Origin of the sequence: Kutzneria sp. NPDC051319 (assembly GCF_040682195.1) — a bacterium.
GTDB lineage: Bacteria > Actinomycetota > Actinomycetes > Mycobacteriales > Pseudonocardiaceae > Kutzneria.
In genome coordinates this window covers 1-17,876 of record NZ_JBFBAM010000056.1, presented here as the reverse complement: position 1 = coordinate 17,876, position 17,876 = coordinate 1, and the positions used below count along the sequence as shown (strand labels likewise).

Below are 17,876 nucleotides of genomic sequence, written 5' to 3'. Positions count from 1 at the left end.
GAAGCGCATGTGGCGAAAAACCGGGTGCTACGGGAGGCGGGAGCGGAAGATGTCGTAGGCGGCCTGGCCGAAGAGCACGAAGCGGACCAGGGTCACCGATGTGTCCGACGCCAGTTCCTCGGTCACGGTCGACAGGGCGATCTCGGCGGCGGACTCCAGGGGCCAGCGGTAGATGCCGGTGGAGATGGCCGGGAAGGCGACGGTGGAGGCGCCGAGGGAGGCGGCCACCCGCAGGGAGTTGCGGTGGCAGTCGGCCAACAGCGAGGAGCGGTCCTCGGTGGCGGACCACACGGGGCCGACGGTGTGCACGACCCAGCGGGCGGGAAGGCGGCCGGCGGTGGTGGCGACGGCCTGGCCGACGCGAAGCCCGCGGCTGTAGTGGCCGGCGCGGAGCTTGCGGCACTCGGCGAGGATCTCGGGCCCGCCACGGCGGTGGATGGCGCCGTCGACACCGCCGCCGCCGAGCAGGGAAGAGTTGGCGGCGTTGACGATGACGTCCACCTGCTGCGCGGTGATGTCGCCTTCGACGATCTCGATGGCCACCGGGTCAGGCCTCCAGGACCTGGCCGCGGCGCTGGACGACCGGGGGCAGGGTGGACCAGGGGAAGTTGATCCAGCGGTCGGCGTGCCGCCACACGTACTCGCACTTGACGGTGGAGTGGGGCTTCTCGTAGACGACGGCGCAGCGGACGTCGGCGACCTTGTCCTCGCAGAAGTCGCGGACGAGCTTGAGGGTCGCCCCGGTGTCGGCGACGTCGTCGCAGACGAGGACCTTGGCGCCGTGCAGGTCGACGGCGTTGGGGACCGGGGGCAGCATGACGGGCAGGTCGAGGCGCTGGTCGACGCCGGTGTAGAACTCGACGTTCATCACGTGCAGGTTCTTGACGTCCAGCGCGTAGCCGAGGGCGCCGGCGACGAAGAGGCCGCCGCGGGCGATGGAGAGCAGCAGATCCGGTTCGAAGCCGTCCGCGGCGACGGTCTCGGCCAGCTCGCGGCTCGCGGAGCCGAAGAGCTCCCAGGTCAGCACCTCGCGCTGATCGTTCATGGGAGCTACCCTATCCACCGGGGTCAGTTATATAGTTACAACTATGAGTTAGGTTAGGCTAAGCTGAAGCAATGCCACCGACTCGCATCCAGGTCCGCCGCACGGAGCGGATCACGCCGCACATGGTCCGCGTGACCTTCGACGGCGACAACCTCGCCGTGGACAACGGCTTCACCGACCGCTACGTGAAGCTGATGTTCCCGATCGACGGCGGCTTCCCGCCCGACCTCGACGCGCTCCCCCGCGACCAGATGCCGCCCCGCCGCACGTACACGATCCGCGCGGCCACGGCCGACGAGGTGACGATCGACTTCGTGCACCACGGCGACAGCGGACTGGCCGGCCCCTGGGCGGCCAACGCCAAGCCGGGCGACGAGCTGTACTTCGTCGGCCCGGGCGGCGGCTACGCCCCGGACCCGACGGCGGACTGGCACCTGCTGATCGGCGACGAGGCCGCGCTGCCGGCGATCGGCGCGGCCCTCGACGAGCTGCCGGCCGACGCCACCGTCCGAGCGATCGTGGGCAGCGTGGAGCCGCAGGACCTGCCGCACAACGTCACCTGGGTCGACCCGGCCGACCTCGTGGACACGGTGAAGCAGCTCGACTGGCCGGCCGGTCGCGTGCACGCCTTTGTGCACGGCGAGGCGGGCCTGGTCAAGCAGCTCCGCGACCACCTTGCCGGCGACCGCGGCCTGAGCCGCGAGCAGCTGTCGATCTCCGGCTACTGGCGGCGCGGCCTGCACGAGGACGCGTTCCAGGCGGAGAAGCGCACTACAGCCGCCGCAGCCCGCTGAGCACCCGCTCCATCAGCCCCAGGTTGGGCACGCCGTCGCCCGCGGTGTCGGCGGCGTGCACGAAAACCAGCCCCAGGCCGGCCATGTCGCCGACCAGGACCTTGGACACGCCGAGCGGGATCGACAGCAGCGCGGCGATCTCGGCCACCGACCGGGTCTGCACGCAGAGGTCGGCGATGGCCCGGTACTCGGCCTGCATCGGCTCGGCCGCGGCGCCGCCGAGCTCGCTGGTCGAGACCAGGGTCTCGATCTGCAGCGGCACCTCGGACCGGGTCCGGCCGCCGGTCCACGCGTAGGCGCGCACGATGGCGGCCGACGACTCGTCCGGGTCGACGGCCGACGGCGGCAGCGGCGCCGGCTCGGGCGCCGCCTGCTCCGGCTCGACGTGCCGGCCGTCGCGCTCGCCACGGCCGCGACGGCCCCGGCTGCCGCCGTTGAGTGTGAAACCGTTGAGCACGTCCGCGAACGTGCTCTCCGCGGGGTCTTCGCCCCAGTCTTCGGTGCTCATCTCCACCCTCAGACGGGCTGGCTGTCCATGGCCTGCTTGGCGACCCGCAACTCGGACCGCAGCTCCGGTGTGAGCAGCGGGCCGACCTGGTCGACGAGGACGGTCATCTCGTAGGCCACCTGGCCCACGTCGCAGTTGGGCGCGGCCAGCACCGCGAGGCACGACCCGTCCATGATCGTCATGAGCAGCATGATGCCACCCTGCATCTCCACGACGGTGCGGCGCACCGGTCCGCCGTCGAAACAGCGGGAGGCGCCCTGGGTCAGGCTCACCGCGCCGGCGGCGATGGCCGCGACCTGCTCGGCCCGTTCGGCGGGCAGTCGCGTGGACGCGGTGAGCAACACCCCGTCCACCGAGACGACGACCGCGTGCGCGACTCCCGGCACATGCTCGGCGAAGTTGTTGACCAACCACCCGAACTGGTTCACCTGCCGCGACTGGGGTGCGGTCATGGGCTCTCCTGCCCCCGTTCGTTCTCATTCGACGCTGCTGCACCAGTGTGGTCCTGACGGATACCAGACTGGTAACTGGCAAGGAACCCGCGTGTCCGGTTCGGATCGCGGTGCGAGGCACCGTTCGCGGGACCGGCCGCCGGCGCGCCCGTCGACGGGAACAGTCCCGCCTTCGGCACGCGTTTGGGCAGGCCGAGCCCGTTCTGGGTGCCCTGGGGACGCGGCGGCGGCGCGGGTTGCGCCACCGGCTGCTCGGTCGGCCAGGCCGGCTCCGGCGACTGCTCCGGGGCCGGATCGGACGCGGTGGCGTCCGAGGGGTTCACCTGAACGGGCGACCCGTTTTCCGGTCCCCCAGACATGTGCTCGAACCAAGCGTAGCTGGTCGGTTCCAGCGAGACCTCCGGTCGTAGGACGGATTCGTTGTCCTGACGCGACGGCGGATTCGCGTTGGCGGGCCTGGCGCCCGCCGTGTCGGCGGGCACTGCCCCGCCGGCGTTGGCGGGCGCTGCCCCGTTGGCGGCCGATGGCCCGATCGGGTCGGCGGCGCCGGGCGGCGTGTTGGCGGCGAACCAGCCGGCCGCCGAGGCGGGGGTCGGCGGCTGCACGGTGGGCGGCGGCGTGAACGTCCGGCGCGGCAGGTCGCCGGCCGGCGCCGGCGTGGAGCCGGTCTGGAGCGTCGGCGGCTCCACGGGCTCGGCGGGACGGCGCGTGCCGCGGCGGCTGGGCAGCGGCGTCGGCGACGGGTCGAACGCCTTCACGACGTTCGGCGGCGGCGTGTCGGGCACGAGCGGGGCGTTGCGCTGCGGCGGATCCCACGGCTCGTCCTCGACGCTGTCGCTGGGCCAGACGACGTCGTCCTCGATGCGCCGGATGCGCGTGGTGTCATCGGGCGCGAGCCGCGGCGCGGGGGCGTTGGTGTTGAGCCCCGGCTCCATCGGCACGCCCGGGGAGGTCAGCGGGCGCTCGCGGGCGCCGCTGCCGCGGACCACCAGCTCGGCCGGCACGGTCACGATGGCGGACAGGCCGTCGCCGTTGCCGGGGCGCGGCTCGAACCTGACGTTGAAGGAGTGCCGGCTGGCCAGCCGGCCGACCACGAACAGACCCATCTGCCGGGACACCGGGACCTCGACCGCGGCGCCGGCGGTGACGCGCTCGTTGGCCGCGCCGAGTTCCGTCTCCCCCATGCCGATGCCCTGGTCGACGACCTGGATCACGATGTCGCCGCCGGGTTCGCGGTGGCTGTCCACGGTGACCTGGGTGTCCGGCCGGGAGAAGGCCGTCGCGTTGTCCAGCAGCTCGGCGATGAGGCGCACGAGGTCGCCGGCCGCGTAGCCGACGATGGTGGCGGTCGGGGCGGAGCGGACGACCGCGCGCTGGTAGTGCTCGATCTCGGAGACGGCCGCGCGCAGCACGTCGCCCAGCGGCAGCGGCTTGGTGAAGCGGCGGGACAGGTCCAGGCCGGACAGCACCATCAGGTTCTCGTTGTTGCGGCGCATGCGCGTCGCGAGGTGGTCCAGCTTGAACAGGTTGGCCAGCTGCTCGGGGTTCTCCTCGTGCCGCTCCAGCTGCTCCATCAGGCGCAGCTGCCGTTCCACCAGGCCCTGGCTCCGGCGGGACAGGTTGACGAAGATGTTGCCGAGGTTGCTGCGCAGGCTGGCCTGCTCGGCCGCGGACTTGACGGCCTGCCCGTGCACCTCGTCGAAAGCCCGGGCCACCTGCCCGAACTCCTCGGTGGTGTACACCGGCACAGGATCTATCCGCACGTCCTCGCCGCGACCCTCGCGAATCTTGGCGACGGCCTCCGGCAGCCGACGGGCGGCGACGTCGAGGGCCGTGCGGCGCAGCACGCCGAGCGAGCCGAGCAGGTAGCGGCCGACGATCAGGCCGATGCCGCCGGCCAGCAGGATGGTCACGACCAGCACGACCGATTCGAGGCCGGCCCGGTCGCTGCTGGCCTCCTGGAGGTCGTTGGCCGTGCCGCGGACCTGGTCGGCGATGCTCCTGGTGACCTTGTCGACCAGCGCCACCGTGGCGTCGGAGGTCCGGTTCCACTCCTCCTGCGGGATGGTCAGCCCGCCGGCCGGGGGCGCCTGGTGCACGCCGGTGGTCTTCTTGGCCACGTTCTGCGTCGGGGCGGCCTGGCCGATCGGCTGGGTGGCGGCGAAGTCGAGGAGCTGGCGCCGGGTGCCGACGTCGACGCCGGCCACCGTCTGCTGGAAGGTCTGCTGCCACTCGGGCGCGGCCACCGCCTGGAAGTTGGCCACGTTCACGTCGTAGCGGGTCTCGGAGGCGGCCAGCATCTTGGCCTCGGCGTCCACCAGGTGGCCGCGGGCGATGCCGACGAGCACGACGGCCTGCTCCAGCCGGATCTGCTCCTGCGCGCCCTCCAGGTCCAGCAGCGCGGTGGCCGGGCTGGACAGCGACGGGTCGCCGAGCTGCACCACCAGCGCCTGGTCGAAGTTCAGCGCGGTGCTGATGATCTGGGTGTAGGCCGACACGGCGTCCGTGTCATTGTCCTGGGACTGCTCCACCGGGCGGCGGATGGCCGGCAACTGGCCCAGTGACAGTTCGAGGTCGTTGAACCACGCCGAGGCCGCCGACGACAGGCCGGGCGTGCGGTGCGCGGTGTCGGCCAGCTTGCTCGCGGCGTCGTCGACGGACTTGGCCTGCTGGTGGTACGCGGTCACGCCCTGGGTCGACACCTGGGCGGCCAGCGTGCGCTCACGCTGGAGCTGCGCGGTCAGCGGCGTGATGGAGTCACGCAGCGCGATGACCCGCTGGATCGTGGTGTACGTGTCGGCCTGGCGGATCTCGCTGCGAACCTGGAGGAAGCCGAGGGTCACGGCGACCACGACCGGAACCACCAGCACCGCGGCCAACTTGACCAGCACCGGCCAGTTGCGCCACCGGGCGACCGTGTGCCACCACGGACCCGGGCTTGGCTGAACCACGATGCTTCCTTCCTCGGTTGTACGGGGGCGCGGCAGTCGCACCGGGTTCGTCCCGCTTCCCTTTTGTTCGGTTGTCTGCCGAGACGGGAAACGCGTTACGGACTTCTGGCCGCTGCTGGGGTGTACTCCAGCGTGAATTCCGCTGTCAAGGCCGACACGTCAGCGGGAGGCATTACCGCGCACAGGAATGGGCCGGGCACGCATGGTCGCCGGGCCGGGCCGGCCTGCGGTTGACTCCGGTCACACCCCCGTTACAGTTGGCCGGTCTCACTCCCCTTACACGCGTCGGCTCGTCCTGGAGGACTGGTGACCACAGCGTCGACGACGGGTCGGCACGCAGCGGTCGAATCGGATGGATCGGTGTTCGGCGGGCGGCCGTCGACCGGTCCGCAGCGTCCGGACTTCGACGCCATCCAGGACAGCCCGGAGTTCGCCGAGCTGCGCCACCGGCTGCGTCGGTTCATCTTCCCGATGACGGGCCTGTTCCTGGTCTGGTACCTGACGTATGTGCTCTTGTCGGCCTATGCCCACCAGTTCATGGCCACCCCGGTGTTCGGGTTGGTGAATGTCGGACTACTGCTGGGACTCGGTCAATTCGTGTCCACAGTGTTGATCACATTGGCCTACAACCGGTTCGCCCGAAAGCGCATCGATCCACAGGTCGCCCTCATCCGCTCGCAGGCTGGAGTCGAGACCAAGTGAGGATTCTCGCCGACGGGACCGCGACCGGTAACCCGCTGATCAACCTGAGTGTGTTCGTCGTGTTCGCGGCGGTCACGCTCTACATCGTCTACCGGGTCAGCAACGGCAACGCCTCGACCTCGGACTACTACGCGGCCGGCGGCGCGTTCACCGGCGCGCAGAACGGGATCGCGCTGTCCGGCGACTTCCTGTCCGCCGCGTCGTTCCTGGGCATCGCGGGCGGCATCGCCATCCACGGCTACGACGGCTTCCTGTACTCGGTGGGCTGGGTGGTGGCCTGGCTGGTCGGCCTGCTGCTGATCGGCGAGATGCTGCGCAACACCGGCCGCTTCACCATGGGCGACGTGGTGGCCTACCGGATGCGGCAGCGCCCGGTGCGCGCCGCGGCCGCCATCTCCACGCTGGTCATCTCGTTCTTCTACATGCTGGCCCAGATGGCCGGGGCCGGCGGCCTGGTGGCGTTGCTGCTCAACGTGACCGACCGGGCCGGGCAGTCGCTGGTGATCGTGGTCGTCGGCGCGATCATGATCTTCTACGTGCTGGTCGGCGGCATGAAGGGCACCACCTGGGTGCAGATCATCAAGGCCGTGCTCCTGCTGCTGTGCGTAACCCTGATCAGCATCTTCATGCTGGGCAAGTTCGGCTTCGACTTCTCGGCCATCCTGGACAAGGCCACCCAGAACAACAAGCTGGGCGCCGCGATCCTCGGGCCGGGCGCTCAGTACGGCAAGAACGAGCTGGACTTCGTGTCCCTGGCGCTCGCGCTGGTCCTGGGCATCTGCAGCCTGCCGCACGTGTTGATGCGCTTCTACACCGTGCCGGACGCCAAGCAGGCCCGCCGCTCGGTGGTGTGGGCGATCTGGACGATGTTCGTGTTCTACCTGTGCACGCTGGTCGTCGGCTACGGCTCGGCCGCGCTGGTCGGCTCCGACGCCATCCTGCACGCGCCCGGCGGCGAGAACTCCGCCGCGCCGCTGCTGGCCTTCCGCGTCGGCGGGGCCGTGCTGCTGGGCGTGGTGTCCGCGGTCGCCTTCGCCACCATCCTGGCCGTCGTCGCCGGGCTCACCCTGGCGGCCTCCGCCTCGTTCGCCCACGACGTCTACGCCAACATCATCAAGCACGGCAAGGCCGATCCCCGCCGCGAGGTCCAGGTCGCCCGGCGGACCGCCGTCGCCGTCGGGGCGCTGGCCATCATCGGCGGCATCGCCGCCAACGGGCAGAACGTCGCCTTCCTGGTGGCGCTGGCGCTGGCCCTGGCCGCATCGGCCAACCTGTCGACGATCCTGTTCGCCCTGTTCTGGAAGCGGTTCAACACCACCGGCACCCTGTTCAGCATCTACGGCGGCCTCGGCTCGTGCCTGGTGCTGATCGCCTTCTCCCCCGTCATGTCCGGGGCGCCGACCTCGCTGATCACCTCCACCGACTTCCACTGGTTCCCGCTGAGCAACCCCGGCATCGTGTCGATCCCGTTCTCGTTCCTGTGCGGCGTGATCGGCACCTTCATCGGCGGCCGCAAGGGCGATCCCAACAAGCAGGCCGAGATGGAGGTCCGGGCGCTGACCGGCATCGGCGCCCGCACCTGACACTCAGCGGCTGACCGCCACCACCAGGGCGACGACGGAGACCAGCAGGCTGATCCAGGAAGCCAGCGGCAGCACGAAGTCCTTGACGACCTCCCAGCGGCCGCGGTTGCGCATCGGGTCGAGGTAGAGCACGTCGCGATCCCCCGCCGTGTCCGATCGGCGGGGGATCATGCCGTATCTCGCGCGGACTTCGGGGATCAGGTCCTCGCGCCGCGCGATGACCACGACCACGACGTCGTAGAGGAAGCTGAACAGGGCCTCTCCGCCGGCCCGCTCCTCCACCTCGATGTCGAGCAGGGGCCGGGCCAGCCGCAGCGCGCGGTCGGCCACGGCCGGCGGGGACACCCAGGTCCATCGGCGCCGCTGGAGCGACAGGAACAGCGCGCGAGCCGCCAGTCCGATGATGTTCTGGGTCACCACCACCTGGTGCCCGGACGCGAAGGCCAGCCCGGCCGCGCGGAAGAACCGATGGCGGGCCACCCGATCCCGGCCTCGGAGCGCATGCGACAACCCCGGCGACTTCACCCTGGTGCGCAGGTGACTGCTCACCAGGTAACCGACCACCGCGATGACCGGCAGCCACCAGAGCCAACTCCCGGCCAGGAACTCCGCGACCGTGGGCTGGATGCCGCTCACCGCGACGTCGACGGCGATCGGCACGACACCGAACACGAGAACGGCCGCCGCCACGGACGCTCTTTCCGCCGACTGCCGCTGGCGGAGCGAGCGGTACTCGGCGAGCTGCCACGTGAGCGAGAAATCCTGCTCCGAGACGCCGAACAGCTCCAGCCGCGCGCGCAGGGTGTCCGGGTCCACCTGCGGATACCGGCCGAAGAACCACGGCATCGTCGTCGGTGCGACCAGGGGGACCGGTTCGACGTCTGCCGCCATCCGGTCAGGCTAGGGCCACCGCCCCCGTGGGACGCCCGGTCCTCACTCCATTGGCCCCTCGAGAGTCAACCAAGCGTTTGCTAGGTTTCTCCGCATGATAGCCACGGTTGTCTGGGGCACAGGCAACGTCGGCCGCGCGGCGATCCGGGCCGTGCAGGCCCACCCGGCGTTGGAGCTGACGGCGGTGCTGGTGCACGACCCGGCCAAGGTCGGCCGGGACGCGGGCGAGCTGGCCGGGCTGGACGTCGAGCTGGGTGTGCGGGCGACCGACGACATCGAGGCGGTGCTGGCGGCGAAGCCGCGGGCCGTGGTCTACGCGGCCTCGGGCGACATCCGCGGGCTGGAGGCGCTGGCCGACCTGGTGCGAGCGGTGGAATCCGGGGCCGTAGTGGTCAGCCCGTCCCTGTATCCGCTCTACGACCACCGCAACGCCCCGGCGGAACTGCGGGACCCGGTGCTGGCGGCGGTGGAGTCGGGCGGCGGCTCGCTGTTCGTCTCCGGCGTGGACCCGGGCTGGGGCAACGACGTGCTGCCGCTGCTGATCAGCGGCCTCGGCAGCACCATCGACGCCATCCGCTGCCAGGAGATCTTCGACTACTCCACGTACGAGCAGCCGGACTCGGTCCGCTACCTGGTCGGCATGGGCCAGCCCATGGACTACCAGGCGCCGATGCTGATCGCGACGGTGCCGACGATGGTGTGGGGCGGCCAGGTCCGGATGATGGCCCGCGAGCTCGGCGTGGAGCTGGACGAGATCCGGGAGACCATGGACCGCCGCGCGCTGGACACGACCGTGACCACCCGGACCATGGGCGAGTTCGAAGCGGGCACCCAGGGCGCGGTGCGGTTCGAGGTGCAGGGCATCGTCGACGGCGAGGCCCGCATCGTCATCGAGCACGTCACCCGCATCCACCCCTCCTGCGCCCCGGACTGGCCGATGCCGCCCAGCGGCGACGGCGCGCACCGCGTGATCATCGAGGGCCGCCCGCGCATCGAGGTCACCGTCGAGGCGACCGACGAGAGCGAGAACCGCTCGGCCGGCGGCAACGCCACCGCGGTGGGCCGTCTGGTGAACGCCATCGACTGGTTGGCGCAGGAGAAGCCCGGACTGTACGACGCGCTCGACGTCCCGCTGCGGCCGGCGATCGGGAAGCTGGGCCGCCGCTGACTGTCCCGGAAGGACAATCGCCATGAACATCGACATCCCGGCCGGCAAGGACGCGATCGGCTACGTGTGGGGCGAGATGGTGCCGGGCATCGGCACCGCCGCGGCGGCCTTCTCGCTGGCGGTCTACCAGCACACCACGTTGGGGCTGCGGGAGTTCGAGGCCGCGCGGCTGCGCATCGCCCAGATCAACGGCTGCCTGTTCTGCCTGGACTGGCGGACCGAGCGGGACGGCGTCAAGGTCGAGGAGGAGTTCGCCGACGCGGTGACCAACTGGCGCACCACCGACGCGTTCGACGAGCGGGCCCGGCTGGCCGCCGAGTACGCCGAGCGCTACGCCGTGGACCACCACAACATCGACGAGGCGTTCTGGGCCCGGATGTCGGAGCACTACAGCCAGCGGGAGATCGTGGAGCTGAGCATGAGCATCGGCGCGTGGCTGGCGTTCGGGCGGCTCAACCACGTTCTCGGCATCGACGCGGTGTGCGTGCTGCCGGGGCACTGACGCCGACCCCGGCAGCCGCCGCTACAGATCGGTGGCGATGATCTTCTCGATGTTGCGTTCGGCCAGCGCGGTGATGGTGACGAACGGGTTCACGCTGGTGTTGCCGGGAATCAGCGATCCGTCGATGGCGTAGAGGCCCGGATAGCCGTTGAGCCGCCCGTAGTTGTCGGTGGCCTTGGTGAGCACGGCCCCGCCGAGCGGGTGGTAGGTGAGATGGTCGCCCCAGATCTTGTTGACACCGAACAGATCCGAGCGGTAGATCGTGGCCTCCTTGGCGTTGATCTTGTCGAAGATGGACTTGGCCATGTCGATGGACGGCTGCTTCCACGCCGTCTGCCAGGACAGGTCCACCTTGCTCGTCGTGGGGTTCCAGGTGAACTCCGCGCGGTTGGGGTTCTTGGTGATGGACAGGTAGAACGACGCGTAGGTCTCGATACCGGTCGGCAGCGGGGCCACCTCGGCGAACGCGCCGCCGGCGTCCCAGTTGTCGATGCCGCCGCAGGGGATCGAGGCCTGCACGGCGCCGGTCGCGTCCCACCACCAGTTGGCCCGGCCGACCATCACGTTGCCGTTGTCACCCCAGCCCCTGCCGATCTCGGAGCTGAGGTTGGGCAGCTTTCCGGTGGCCTTCAACATGGTCAGCAGCTTGCTGGTGCCGACGCTGCCGGCCGCGAAGAACACCCGGTCGGCCACCACGGACTTGGTGGTCGTGGCGTCGCCGTTGGTGTTGAGCTGGTCGATGAGCACGGTGTAGCCGCCGCCGGAGGCCGGCGTCACCGAGGTCACCTTGTGCAGCGTGGAGATCGTGACGCGCCCCGTGGCCATGATCTTCGGGATGTAGGTCTTCTGCAGGGACTTCTTGCCGTAGTTGTTGCCGTACAGGATCTCCCCGGCCACCGCCGACTTCGGCACGGTGCCGGCGGCCTCCTGCTTCATGTAGTCCCAGTCGTACACGTCGGGCACGAACACGAAGGGGAAACCCGACCGCTGCGCCTGTTTGCGGCCGACCCGGGCGAACTGGTAGCAGTCCACGGTGTCGAACCAGGCCGGGTCGACCAGGCCGACGCCGAGCTCGGAGTTGGCCCGGGGGTAGTAGGTGTTGTACATCTCGTCGGGATTGACCGTCGGCAGGATGGCGCCGAAGTTCTCCCGCTTGGGCGTGACCGCCATGCCGCCGTTGACCAGCGAGCCGCCGCCCAGGCCGCGGCCCTGGTACACGATGATGCCGGCGAACTCCTCGGCGTCCAGGATCCCGGTGTAGCGCGGGATGTCCTTGTCGATGGGGAAGCCGAGGAAGTTGCTGAGCGGCTGCTTCGTCTTGGTGCGCAACCAGTACGAGCGGTTGTCGGGTGTGGTGGTGTTGGCGAAGATCTTGCCGTCGGAGCCCGGGGTGTCCCAGGCCATGCCCATCTCGACCATCTGCACGTCGACGCCGGCCTGGGCCAGCCGCAGCGCGGTGACGCAGCCGCCGTAGCCGGTGCCGATGACCAGCACCGGCACGTGCGCGCCGGACTGGATGGGGCCGGCGGCCCGGGCGGTGGTCGTCGAGGCCAGCGCCGGTCCGCCGAGGGCCATCGCCCCCAAGATAGAACCTGTTCCAGCGATGAACGAACGTCGGGAGAAGTGGCCGGAAGGCTTGTTACACACAGAATCTTTGTCCATGTGATCTTCCTCACCGTTGAGGGATTAGAACAAGTTATACTTTCCGTTCCGCTCCCCGTCACTACTTACCAGTGAGTAACTTCCGGTCGGGTCAATGTCCTGTCCACAAAGGATGGTCAAACCAAGCGGGCCGTTGTCCGCACCGGACAACGGCTCCGCGCTCGCGTGCACAATGGACGGTCGGGCGCGCCGGGAAATGTCACCAAGCGCTTACAGAAACGTTTGGCCATTCACTCAGCGAGGGCGGCGCGGGTGAGCGTGGTCGCGGTGTGCACCAGGCTGGCGATCGCGGCCTCCGGGGCCATTGCCCGCAGATCGGTCAGCGAGAACAGCGCCTCGGCGCTGACCACCACGGCCAGGTCGTTCTTGAGCTGGGCCAACGCCTGCGGGTCGCGGCCGCCGAGCGTGCCGGCCAGCGGGGCCAGCGCGTAGTCGATCAGGCCGAAGCGCATGGCGGGCCGCACGTTGGGCCGATCCGGGCGGACGATCGTGGCGGCGATCATCGCGCGCACCACACCCTGGCGGCCCAGCACGTGCCGAAGCATGAACTCGGTCGCGGCGGCCACCCGCTCCACCGGGTCGACCGAGTCCGCGACGCCGGCCAGCGCCTCCTCGGGACTGGGAATCTGGTCGGCGATGGCCTCCCGCAGCAGGGTGGCCAGGTCCGGGAAGTAGCGGTAGGCGGTGGCCTCCGAGACCAGGGCGGCCTTGGCCACCTCGGGCATCGTCACCTCGCGGCCGGTGCGGCTGAGCTCGGCGGCCGCCCGCACGATGGCGGTGCGGGTGCGGGTCTTCTGGTTGACCCGGCCGGAGGCGGTCTGCATGGGCACAGTCTACCCCATTCCTGAGAGAGCACTTGCACAGTGGAGTGTGAGCCGCCTAGCCTCGTGAGAGTCAATTCTCACGAAGGAGATGATCGTGGACGACGTCTCGATCACCGGCCCGGACGGCGGCGAGATCATCGAACTGGGGCCGGCCCGGATGCGCATCATGGAGGACGGCAGCGTCACCCAGCACCGGCTGGGCATCGGCGAGATCACCCTCGCGCCCCACAGCGGCGGGCCGCCGCAGCACCGGCACGCCGAGCACGACGAGGGGTTCTACGTGGTGTCCGGGCACGTGCGGTTCACCGTCGGCGACCGCGACCACGAGGCGCCCAAGGGCACCCTGGTCATGGTGCCGCCGGGCGTGCCGCACACGTTCGCCAACCCCGGCGACGAACCGGCGGTCATGCTCAACACCTTCACCCCGGACCTGTACGTGCAGTACTTCCGGGACCTGCGCGACACCATCGCCGCCGACGGCGAGCTGACGCCGGCGGCGACGATCGAGGTGATGGCGAGGTACGCCACCACCCCGGCCACCTAGAGCTCCTGTCGCACGAACTCCTCGATCGAGGCGGCCGTCAGCGCGGCCGCCTCGATGTGCGGGAAGTGACCGGCCTCCGGCGCCAACACGAAGCGCCCCTTGGGAAAGGCCTGTGCGTACGACCGTCCGTAGTCGACGGTCGCGATGCCGTCGCGCTCGCCCCACACGACCAGCGCCGGCGCGTCGACGCGGCGCAGCCGGCGACGCAGCTTGGGGTCGTACATGAACGGCTCCCCCGCGTACACCGCCAGCGTCTGCTGGTTGGCGAGGGCGGCCGCCCGCTGCTCGTCGGTCAGCGTCGAGGGATCCAGGCGTAAGGCCGGGTTGACGAAGGCCAGCTCGCCCAGCTGGGCCGGGTTCAGCTTGCGGGTGTCGGTCAGCTCGCCCTGCGCGGGGTCGATGCCCACGGCGTTGAGCAGCACCACTCCCCCGATGCGGTGCCTGGTGTCGCGGGTGGCCATCTCGGCCGCGATCCAGCCGCCGATCGAGCTGCCGACCACCAGCACCCGGTCGAGTTCCAGCACGTCCAGCAGGTCCAGATAGGCCACGGCCAGGTCCGCGACGCCGTCGAACCAGGACGGCCGGGGCTGCCCGTCGAAGCCCGGATGCGTGGGCGTCAGCACCGTCGGGTCGCCCGGCAGCAGGCCGGCCAGCCCGGCGACCGACCTCGGGCCCGCGCCGCCGTGCAGGACCAGCACCGCCGGTTCGGCGCCGTCCCGCTGGTCCACCGCCACCGTCAGGCCGTCGCCCAGGTCGAACTCGCGCGTCATGAAGAGCTCCTTCGTAAGAGTGAACTCTCACGAGTTTAGGAGTGTCCAGTCCCTTCGTGCAAGTCCACTCTCACGAAGCGCCGAGGTGCTCCGACCAGCCGGTTGGCTCCGAGGGCCTCCGGCAAGTGAAAATCACCGCCGTGGAGATCGCGGCGGAAATAGTTGCCCTGGTGGTGGCGGTGCTGGCCGTCACCGCCGTCGCGCGGCGGCTGGACTGGTCGGCGCCGCTGTGCCTGATCGCGGTCGGCGTCGCCGCCTCGTTCGTGCCGGGCGTCCCGGACTACCAGCTAGATCCCGAGGTGGTGCTGGTCGGCCTGCTGCCGCCGCTGCTGTACTCGACGGCAATCCAGACCTCGCTGGTCGACTTCCGCCGGCTGCGCAATCCGATCGCCGTGCTGTCGGTGGGCCTCGTGCTGTTCACCACGGCCGGCGTGGGCCTGGTGGCGTGGCTGGTGATTCCCGGCCTGTCGCTGGCCGCCGGTTTCGCGCTGGGCGCCGTCGTGGCCCCACCGGACGCCGTGGCCGCCACGGCGGTGGCTCGACGGGTGGCCATGCCCCGCAAGATGGTGCGGCTGTTGGAGGGCGAGAGCCTGTTCAACGACGCCGCGGCCCTGGTCGCCCTGAGCACCAGCATCGCCGCCATCACCGGCTCGATCTCCCTGTGGCAGGCCGGCTTCGACTTCGCGCGGGCCGCGGTCGGCGGCGTCGTGGCCGGCCTCGTCGTCGGGTGGGTCGCCTCGCTCGTGCGGCTCAAGCTGCAGGAGACCGTCGCCGACACCGCCCTGTCCTTCGCGGTGCCGTTCGTCGCCTACCTGCTCGGCGAGGCCGTCCACGGCTCCGGCGTGCTCGCCGTCGTCATCGCCGGCCTCGTGATCGGGCACCGATCACCGCGCGTGCTCTCCGGCACGGCCCGGACGGCCAGCCGGCACAACTGGCAGACCGTGGCGTACCTGCTGGAAAACACCGTCTTCCTGCTCATCGGGCTCCAGCTGCGGCGCATCCTGACCGAGGTCGGCCGCAGCGGCCTCAGTGTCGCCATGCTGGCCCTGATCTGCGCGGCCGTGCTCGCCGCCACCATCCTCACGCGGCTGCTGTGGCTGTTCGGCGTCGCCGCCGAAAAACGCCTCAAGCAGGCGCTGGGCCTCAAACGTCACAAGGCCTGGCCGTGGCGGTACTCCGTGGTGATCGGCTGGGCCGGCATGCGCGGGGTCGTCACCCTCGCCGCCGCCTTCATCCTCCCGGCCCAGACCCCCGAGCGGGTCGTGCTGGTGCTCGCCGCCTTTGTCGTCGTGGCCGGCACCCTGGTCCTGCAGGGCACGACGCTGCCCATGCTGGTCCGGCGCATGGGCCTGCCCGGACCCGATCCGGCCCAGGACGCCTTGCAGGAAGCCGCCCTGCTGCACGACATGGTGCGCGTCGCCCTCGTGCGGCTGGACGAGATCAGCTCCGAGAACGACCCTCCCGAGGTCGTCGCCCGGCTCCGGGAGCGGCTCCAGGGCCGGACCGACGCCGCTTGGGAGCAGTTGGGCCGGCAGAGCTCGCTCAACGAGACCCCCAGTGACGCCTACCGCCGTCTGCGTCTCGACCTGCTCCAGGTCGAGCGCGAGCACTGCCTCAAGGCCCGCGACACCGGCGCCGCCGACGACGTCGTCCTGCGCCGCGTCCTGGAGCGCCTCGACATCGAGGAGTCCATGCTCGACCGCGACGAGGAGGAACCAGCCCAGGACGACCGCGAACTCCGCGCGCCCGCCTCCCTCGCCGAGGCGTGCAAGCACCTCGCCCACGGCTGGCGCGACGTCCCGGCAAGCAGCGAGGACACCTGCGCCGCCTGCATCGAGGAGGGGCTCACCTGGGTGCACCTGCGGATGTGCCTCAAGTGCGGGAACGTGGCCTGCTGTGACTCGTCCGTCGGGAAGCACGCGGACAAGCACTTCCGGGACACCCGGCATCCGGTGATGCGCAGCTACGAGCCGGGCGAGAGCTGGCGCTGGTGCTTCGTGGACAAGCAGCTGGGGTAGATCACCAGGGAACGGGGCCTTGGTCGTCGAAGAAGCCGCCGGACGGGCCGTCGGGGCCGAGGGTGGCGAGCCGCACCGAGGCGCGGGCGCCTTCCTCGGTGGTGCGGACGCCCTGGAAGGCGTTGAGGTCGGTGGCCACATAGCCGGGAGTGACGGCGTTGACCTTGGCGTGGGCCAGGGCGGGGTCGGCACGGAAGGCGTTGGCGTACTTGAGGGTCAGCATGGTCACGGCGGCCTTGCTGGCGGCGTAGGCGAACGAGTCGTCGGACTGCGCGAACATCGTCGAGGGGTCGGCGGTGTGCGTGAAGACGGCGGACGTGCTGGAGAGGTTGACGACCCGGGCGGCGTCGGAGCGGCGCAGCAGGGGCAGCATCGTGTGGATGACCCGGACGAGGCCGAAGACGTTGGTCTCGAACTCCGGGCGCAGGTCGTCGGCGGTGATGGTGAGGGCGGCCTTGCGGGCCAGGGTGCCGGCGTTGTTGACCAGGACGTCCAGGCGGCCGTGCTCGGCCTGGAGGAAGTCGGCGGCCTTGCGCACCGAGGCGTCGTCGGCGATGTCGATGCCGAGGGGATGGACGACGACGCCCTGCGCGGCGAGCTGCTCGGCGGCGCGGACGCCGCGCGAGAGGTCGCGGCTGCCCAGGTGGACGGTCATGCCGAGCTCGGCGAGCTGCCGGGCGGTGGCCAGGCCGATGCCCTTGTTGGCCCCGGTGACCAGGGCGATGGTGGTGGACATGCGAACGAGCTCCATGGGTAGAATCCGAAGTGTTCCTACGGTTTAACCGTAGACCCTCTACGTTTCGGTTGTCCAGGAGACTCGATGGACCTGACCTCGCGACGGCCCCGGCGTGCGGACGCGCGGCGCAACTTCGACGCGTTGCTGGCGGCGGCGCGGGAGACGTTCGCCGAGCAGGGGGCGCAGGCCTCACTGGACGAGATCGCCCGCCGCTCGGGCACGAGCATCGCGACGCTGTACCGCAACTTCCCGACCCGCGAGGACCTCGTCGAGGAGGTCTACCTCCAGGAGGTCGAGCAGCTGTGCCGGGCGGCCGACGGCCTGGACGACCTGCCGCCGTGGGACGCGCTGGTGCGCTGGCTGCACCGGTTCATCGACTACATCGTGGCCAAGCAGGCCCTGGCCGACGGCCTGAACCGCGCCGGCGACCGGTTCCAGGCGTCGCGGGCGGCGCTCTACGCGGCGGGCACTCCCCTGCTGGTGCGGGCGCAGGAAGCAGGCGTCGCCAACCCCGACCCGTCCATGGAAGACGTGCTGATGCTCATCGCAGCCGTCAGCACAGTGCAGTTCATGACCGACACGCAACGCGAGCGGGTGCTGGCACTGGCGCTGGCCGGACTGCGGGTCTAGCTGTACTGACTCGTGAGGTTAGGAACGCGGCTGGCTGGCGGTAGGCCGTTGAGTGCGGTGTGGCCGCGGTGGTGATTGTAGGTGTGGAGCCACCGT

General features: G+C 70.4%; 18 protein-coding genes. 8 read left to right on the top strand and 10 right to left on the bottom strand.

Translation table 11 applies throughout. From position 1 onward, the window contains the following. Positions 1-27 precede the first annotated feature (27 nt). Positions 28-543, bottom strand: a complete 516-nt coding sequence (locus AB0M73_RS36370) for an O-acetyl-ADP-ribose deacetylase (RefSeq protein WP_363900832.1) — start codon at positions 541-543, stop codon at positions 28-30. 4 nt (positions 544-547) lie between these two features. Further along, entirely contained in the window at positions 548-1,045 is a 498-nt protein-coding gene (locus tag AB0M73_RS36365; RefSeq protein ID WP_363900829.1) for a phosphoribosyltransferase, read from the bottom strand. A 71-nt stretch (positions 1,046-1,116) separates the two neighbouring features. On the opposite strand from AB0M73_RS36365, the gene AB0M73_RS36360 reads away from it, so the two are divergent. Beyond that, the gene (locus AB0M73_RS36360; protein WP_363900826.1) at positions 1,117-1,839 is read left to right on the top strand and encodes a siderophore-interacting protein; all 723 of its coding nucleotides are present in this window, start codon (positions 1,117-1,119) and stop codon (positions 1,837-1,839) included. On the opposite strand, the gene AB0M73_RS36355 is transcribed toward AB0M73_RS36360, so the two are convergent. The 3 genes from AB0M73_RS36355 to AB0M73_RS36345 are packed head-to-tail and all read right to left on the bottom strand — an operon-like array spanning position 1,817 to position 5,750. Further along, positions 1,817-2,347: a DUF742 domain-containing protein gene (locus AB0M73_RS36355; protein WP_363900823.1), complete on the bottom strand. Its 531-nt coding sequence runs from the start codon at positions 2,345-2,347 to the stop codon at positions 1,817-1,819. The two genes, AB0M73_RS36360 and AB0M73_RS36355, sit on opposite strands and share 23 nt — an antisense overlap. A gap of 8 nt (positions 2,348-2,355) precedes the next feature. Then, complete coding sequence (locus tag AB0M73_RS36350) at positions 2,356-2,799, bottom strand: roadblock/LC7 domain-containing protein (protein ID WP_363900820.1); 444 nt, start codon at positions 2,797-2,799, stop codon at positions 2,356-2,358. Then, on the bottom strand, positions 2,796-5,750 hold the full coding sequence (locus tag AB0M73_RS36345; protein ID WP_363900817.1) for a nitrate- and nitrite sensing domain-containing protein: 2,955 nt from the start codon (positions 5,748-5,750) through the stop codon (positions 2,796-2,798). The genes AB0M73_RS36350 and AB0M73_RS36345 overlap by 4 nt, the downstream gene beginning before the upstream one ends. A gap of 360 nt (positions 5,751-6,110) precedes the next feature. Between AB0M73_RS36345 and AB0M73_RS36340 the strand changes: the two genes are divergently transcribed. After that, positions 6,111-6,452 carry a DUF485 domain-containing protein gene (locus tag AB0M73_RS36340; RefSeq protein WP_052394175.1) on the top strand — a complete coding sequence of 114 codons (342 nt, stop codon included), beginning with the start codon at positions 6,111-6,113 and terminating at the stop codon, positions 6,450-6,452. Further along, positions 6,449-8,035, top strand: a complete 1,587-nt coding sequence (locus tag AB0M73_RS36335; protein ID WP_363900814.1) for a cation acetate symporter — start codon at positions 6,449-6,451, stop codon at positions 8,033-8,035. The genes AB0M73_RS36340 and AB0M73_RS36335 overlap by 4 nt, the downstream gene beginning before the upstream one ends. Positions 8,036-8,038: 3 nt before the next feature. Here AB0M73_RS36335 and AB0M73_RS36330 read toward each other — a convergent pair whose 3' ends face one another. Further along, positions 8,039-8,926, bottom strand: coding sequence for a hypothetical protein (locus AB0M73_RS36330; RefSeq protein WP_363900811.1), 888 nt, complete (start codon positions 8,924-8,926; stop codon positions 8,039-8,041). A gap of 94 nt (positions 8,927-9,020) precedes the next feature. On the opposite strand from AB0M73_RS36330, the gene AB0M73_RS36325 reads away from it, so the two are divergent. Then, complete coding sequence (locus AB0M73_RS36325) at positions 9,021-10,094, top strand: dihydrodipicolinate reductase (protein ID WP_363900808.1); 1,074 nt, start codon at positions 9,021-9,023, stop codon at positions 10,092-10,094. A 22-nt stretch (positions 10,095-10,116) separates the two neighbouring features. Further along, positions 10,117-10,596 carry a carboxymuconolactone decarboxylase family protein gene (locus tag AB0M73_RS36320; RefSeq protein ID WP_363900805.1) on the top strand — a complete coding sequence of 160 codons (480 nt, stop codon included), beginning with the start codon at positions 10,117-10,119 and terminating at the stop codon, positions 10,594-10,596. Between the two features lie 21 nt (positions 10,597-10,617). On the opposite strand, the gene AB0M73_RS36315 is transcribed toward AB0M73_RS36320, so the two are convergent. Both AB0M73_RS36315 and AB0M73_RS36310 read right to left on the bottom strand, forming a co-directional pair. Beyond that, a complete protein-coding gene (locus AB0M73_RS36315) occupies positions 10,618-12,171 on the bottom strand; it encodes a GMC oxidoreductase (RefSeq protein WP_363900803.1) in 1,554 nt (517 codons plus the stop codon). 317 nt (positions 12,172-12,488) lie between these two features. Beyond that, positions 12,489-13,082, bottom strand: coding sequence for a TetR/AcrR family transcriptional regulator (locus AB0M73_RS36310; protein ID WP_363900800.1), 594 nt, complete (start codon positions 13,080-13,082; stop codon positions 12,489-12,491). 94 nt (positions 13,083-13,176) lie between these two features. On the opposite strand from AB0M73_RS36310, the gene AB0M73_RS36305 reads away from it, so the two are divergent. Further along, positions 13,177-13,626, top strand: a complete 450-nt coding sequence (locus tag AB0M73_RS36305) for a cupin domain-containing protein (RefSeq protein WP_363900797.1) — start codon at positions 13,177-13,179, stop codon at positions 13,624-13,626. On the opposite strand, the gene AB0M73_RS36300 is transcribed toward AB0M73_RS36305, so the two are convergent. Next, positions 13,623-14,396 (bottom strand): alpha/beta hydrolase, encoded by a 774-nt coding sequence (locus tag AB0M73_RS36300; RefSeq protein ID WP_363900794.1) that lies wholly within the window; start codon positions 14,394-14,396, stop codon positions 13,623-13,625. The genes AB0M73_RS36305 and AB0M73_RS36300 overlap by 4 nt on opposite strands. A 140-nt stretch (positions 14,397-14,536) precedes the next feature. On the opposite strand from AB0M73_RS36300, the gene AB0M73_RS36295 reads away from it, so the two are divergent. Next, positions 14,537-16,414 carry a Na+/H+ antiporter gene (locus tag AB0M73_RS36295; protein ID WP_363900965.1) on the top strand — a complete coding sequence of 626 codons (1,878 nt, stop codon included), beginning with the start codon at positions 14,537-14,539 and terminating at the stop codon, positions 16,412-16,414. A 1-nt stretch (position 16,415) separates the two neighbouring features. On the opposite strand, the gene AB0M73_RS36290 is transcribed toward AB0M73_RS36295, so the two are convergent. Then, complete coding sequence (locus AB0M73_RS36290; RefSeq protein ID WP_363900791.1) at positions 16,416-17,165, bottom strand: SDR family oxidoreductase; 750 nt, start codon at positions 17,163-17,165, stop codon at positions 16,416-16,418. Between the two features lie 69 nt (positions 17,166-17,234). Between AB0M73_RS36290 and AB0M73_RS36285 the strand changes: the two genes are divergently transcribed. Then, entirely contained in the window at positions 17,235-17,780 is a 546-nt protein-coding gene (locus AB0M73_RS36285) for a helix-turn-helix domain-containing protein (protein ID WP_363900788.1), read from the top strand. Positions 17,781-17,876: the final 96 nt, after the last annotated feature.

What these genes read in the sequence shown, in the direction of transcription:
- AB0M73_RS36365 (WP_363900829.1), bottom strand. Translation starts at nt 1,045, where the DNA reads ATGAACGATCAGCGCGAGGTGCTGACCTGGGAGCTCTTCGGCTCCGCG.
- AB0M73_RS36360 (WP_363900826.1), top strand. Translation starts at nt 1,117, where the DNA reads ATGCCACCGACTCGCATCCAGGTCCGCCGCACGGAGCGGATCACGCCG.
- AB0M73_RS36355 (WP_363900823.1), bottom strand. Translation starts at nt 2,347, where the DNA reads ATGAGCACCGAAGACTGGGGCGAAGACCCCGCGGAGAGCACGTTCGCG.
- AB0M73_RS36350 (WP_363900820.1), bottom strand. Translation starts at nt 2,799, where the DNA reads ATGACCGCACCCCAGTCGCGGCAGGTGAACCAGTTCGGGTGGTTGGTC.
- AB0M73_RS36330 (WP_363900811.1), bottom strand. Translation starts at nt 8,926, where the DNA reads ATGGCGGCAGACGTCGAACCGGTCCCCCTGGTCGCACCGACGACGATG.
- AB0M73_RS36325 (WP_363900808.1), top strand. Translation starts at nt 9,021, where the DNA reads ATGATAGCCACGGTTGTCTGGGGCACAGGCAACGTCGGCCGCGCGGCG.
- AB0M73_RS36320 (WP_363900805.1), top strand. Translation starts at nt 10,117, where the DNA reads ATGAACATCGACATCCCGGCCGGCAAGGACGCGATCGGCTACGTGTGG.
- AB0M73_RS36315 (WP_363900803.1), bottom strand. Translation starts at nt 12,171, where the DNA reads ATGGCCCTCGGCGGACCGGCGCTGGCCTCGACGACCACCGCCCGGGCC.
- AB0M73_RS36310 (WP_363900800.1), bottom strand. Translation starts at nt 13,082, where the DNA reads ATGCAGACCGCCTCCGGCCGGGTCAACCAGAAGACCCGCACCCGCACC.
- AB0M73_RS36300 (WP_363900794.1), bottom strand. Translation starts at nt 14,396, where the DNA reads ATGACGCGCGAGTTCGACCTGGGCGACGGCCTGACGGTGGCGGTGGAC.
- AB0M73_RS36290 (WP_363900791.1), bottom strand. Translation starts at nt 17,165, where the DNA reads ATGGAGCTCGTTCGCATGTCCACCACCATCGCCCTGGTCACCGGGGCC.
- AB0M73_RS36285 (WP_363900788.1), top strand. Translation starts at nt 17,235, where the DNA reads ATGGACCTGACCTCGCGACGGCCCCGGCGTGCGGACGCGCGGCGCAAC.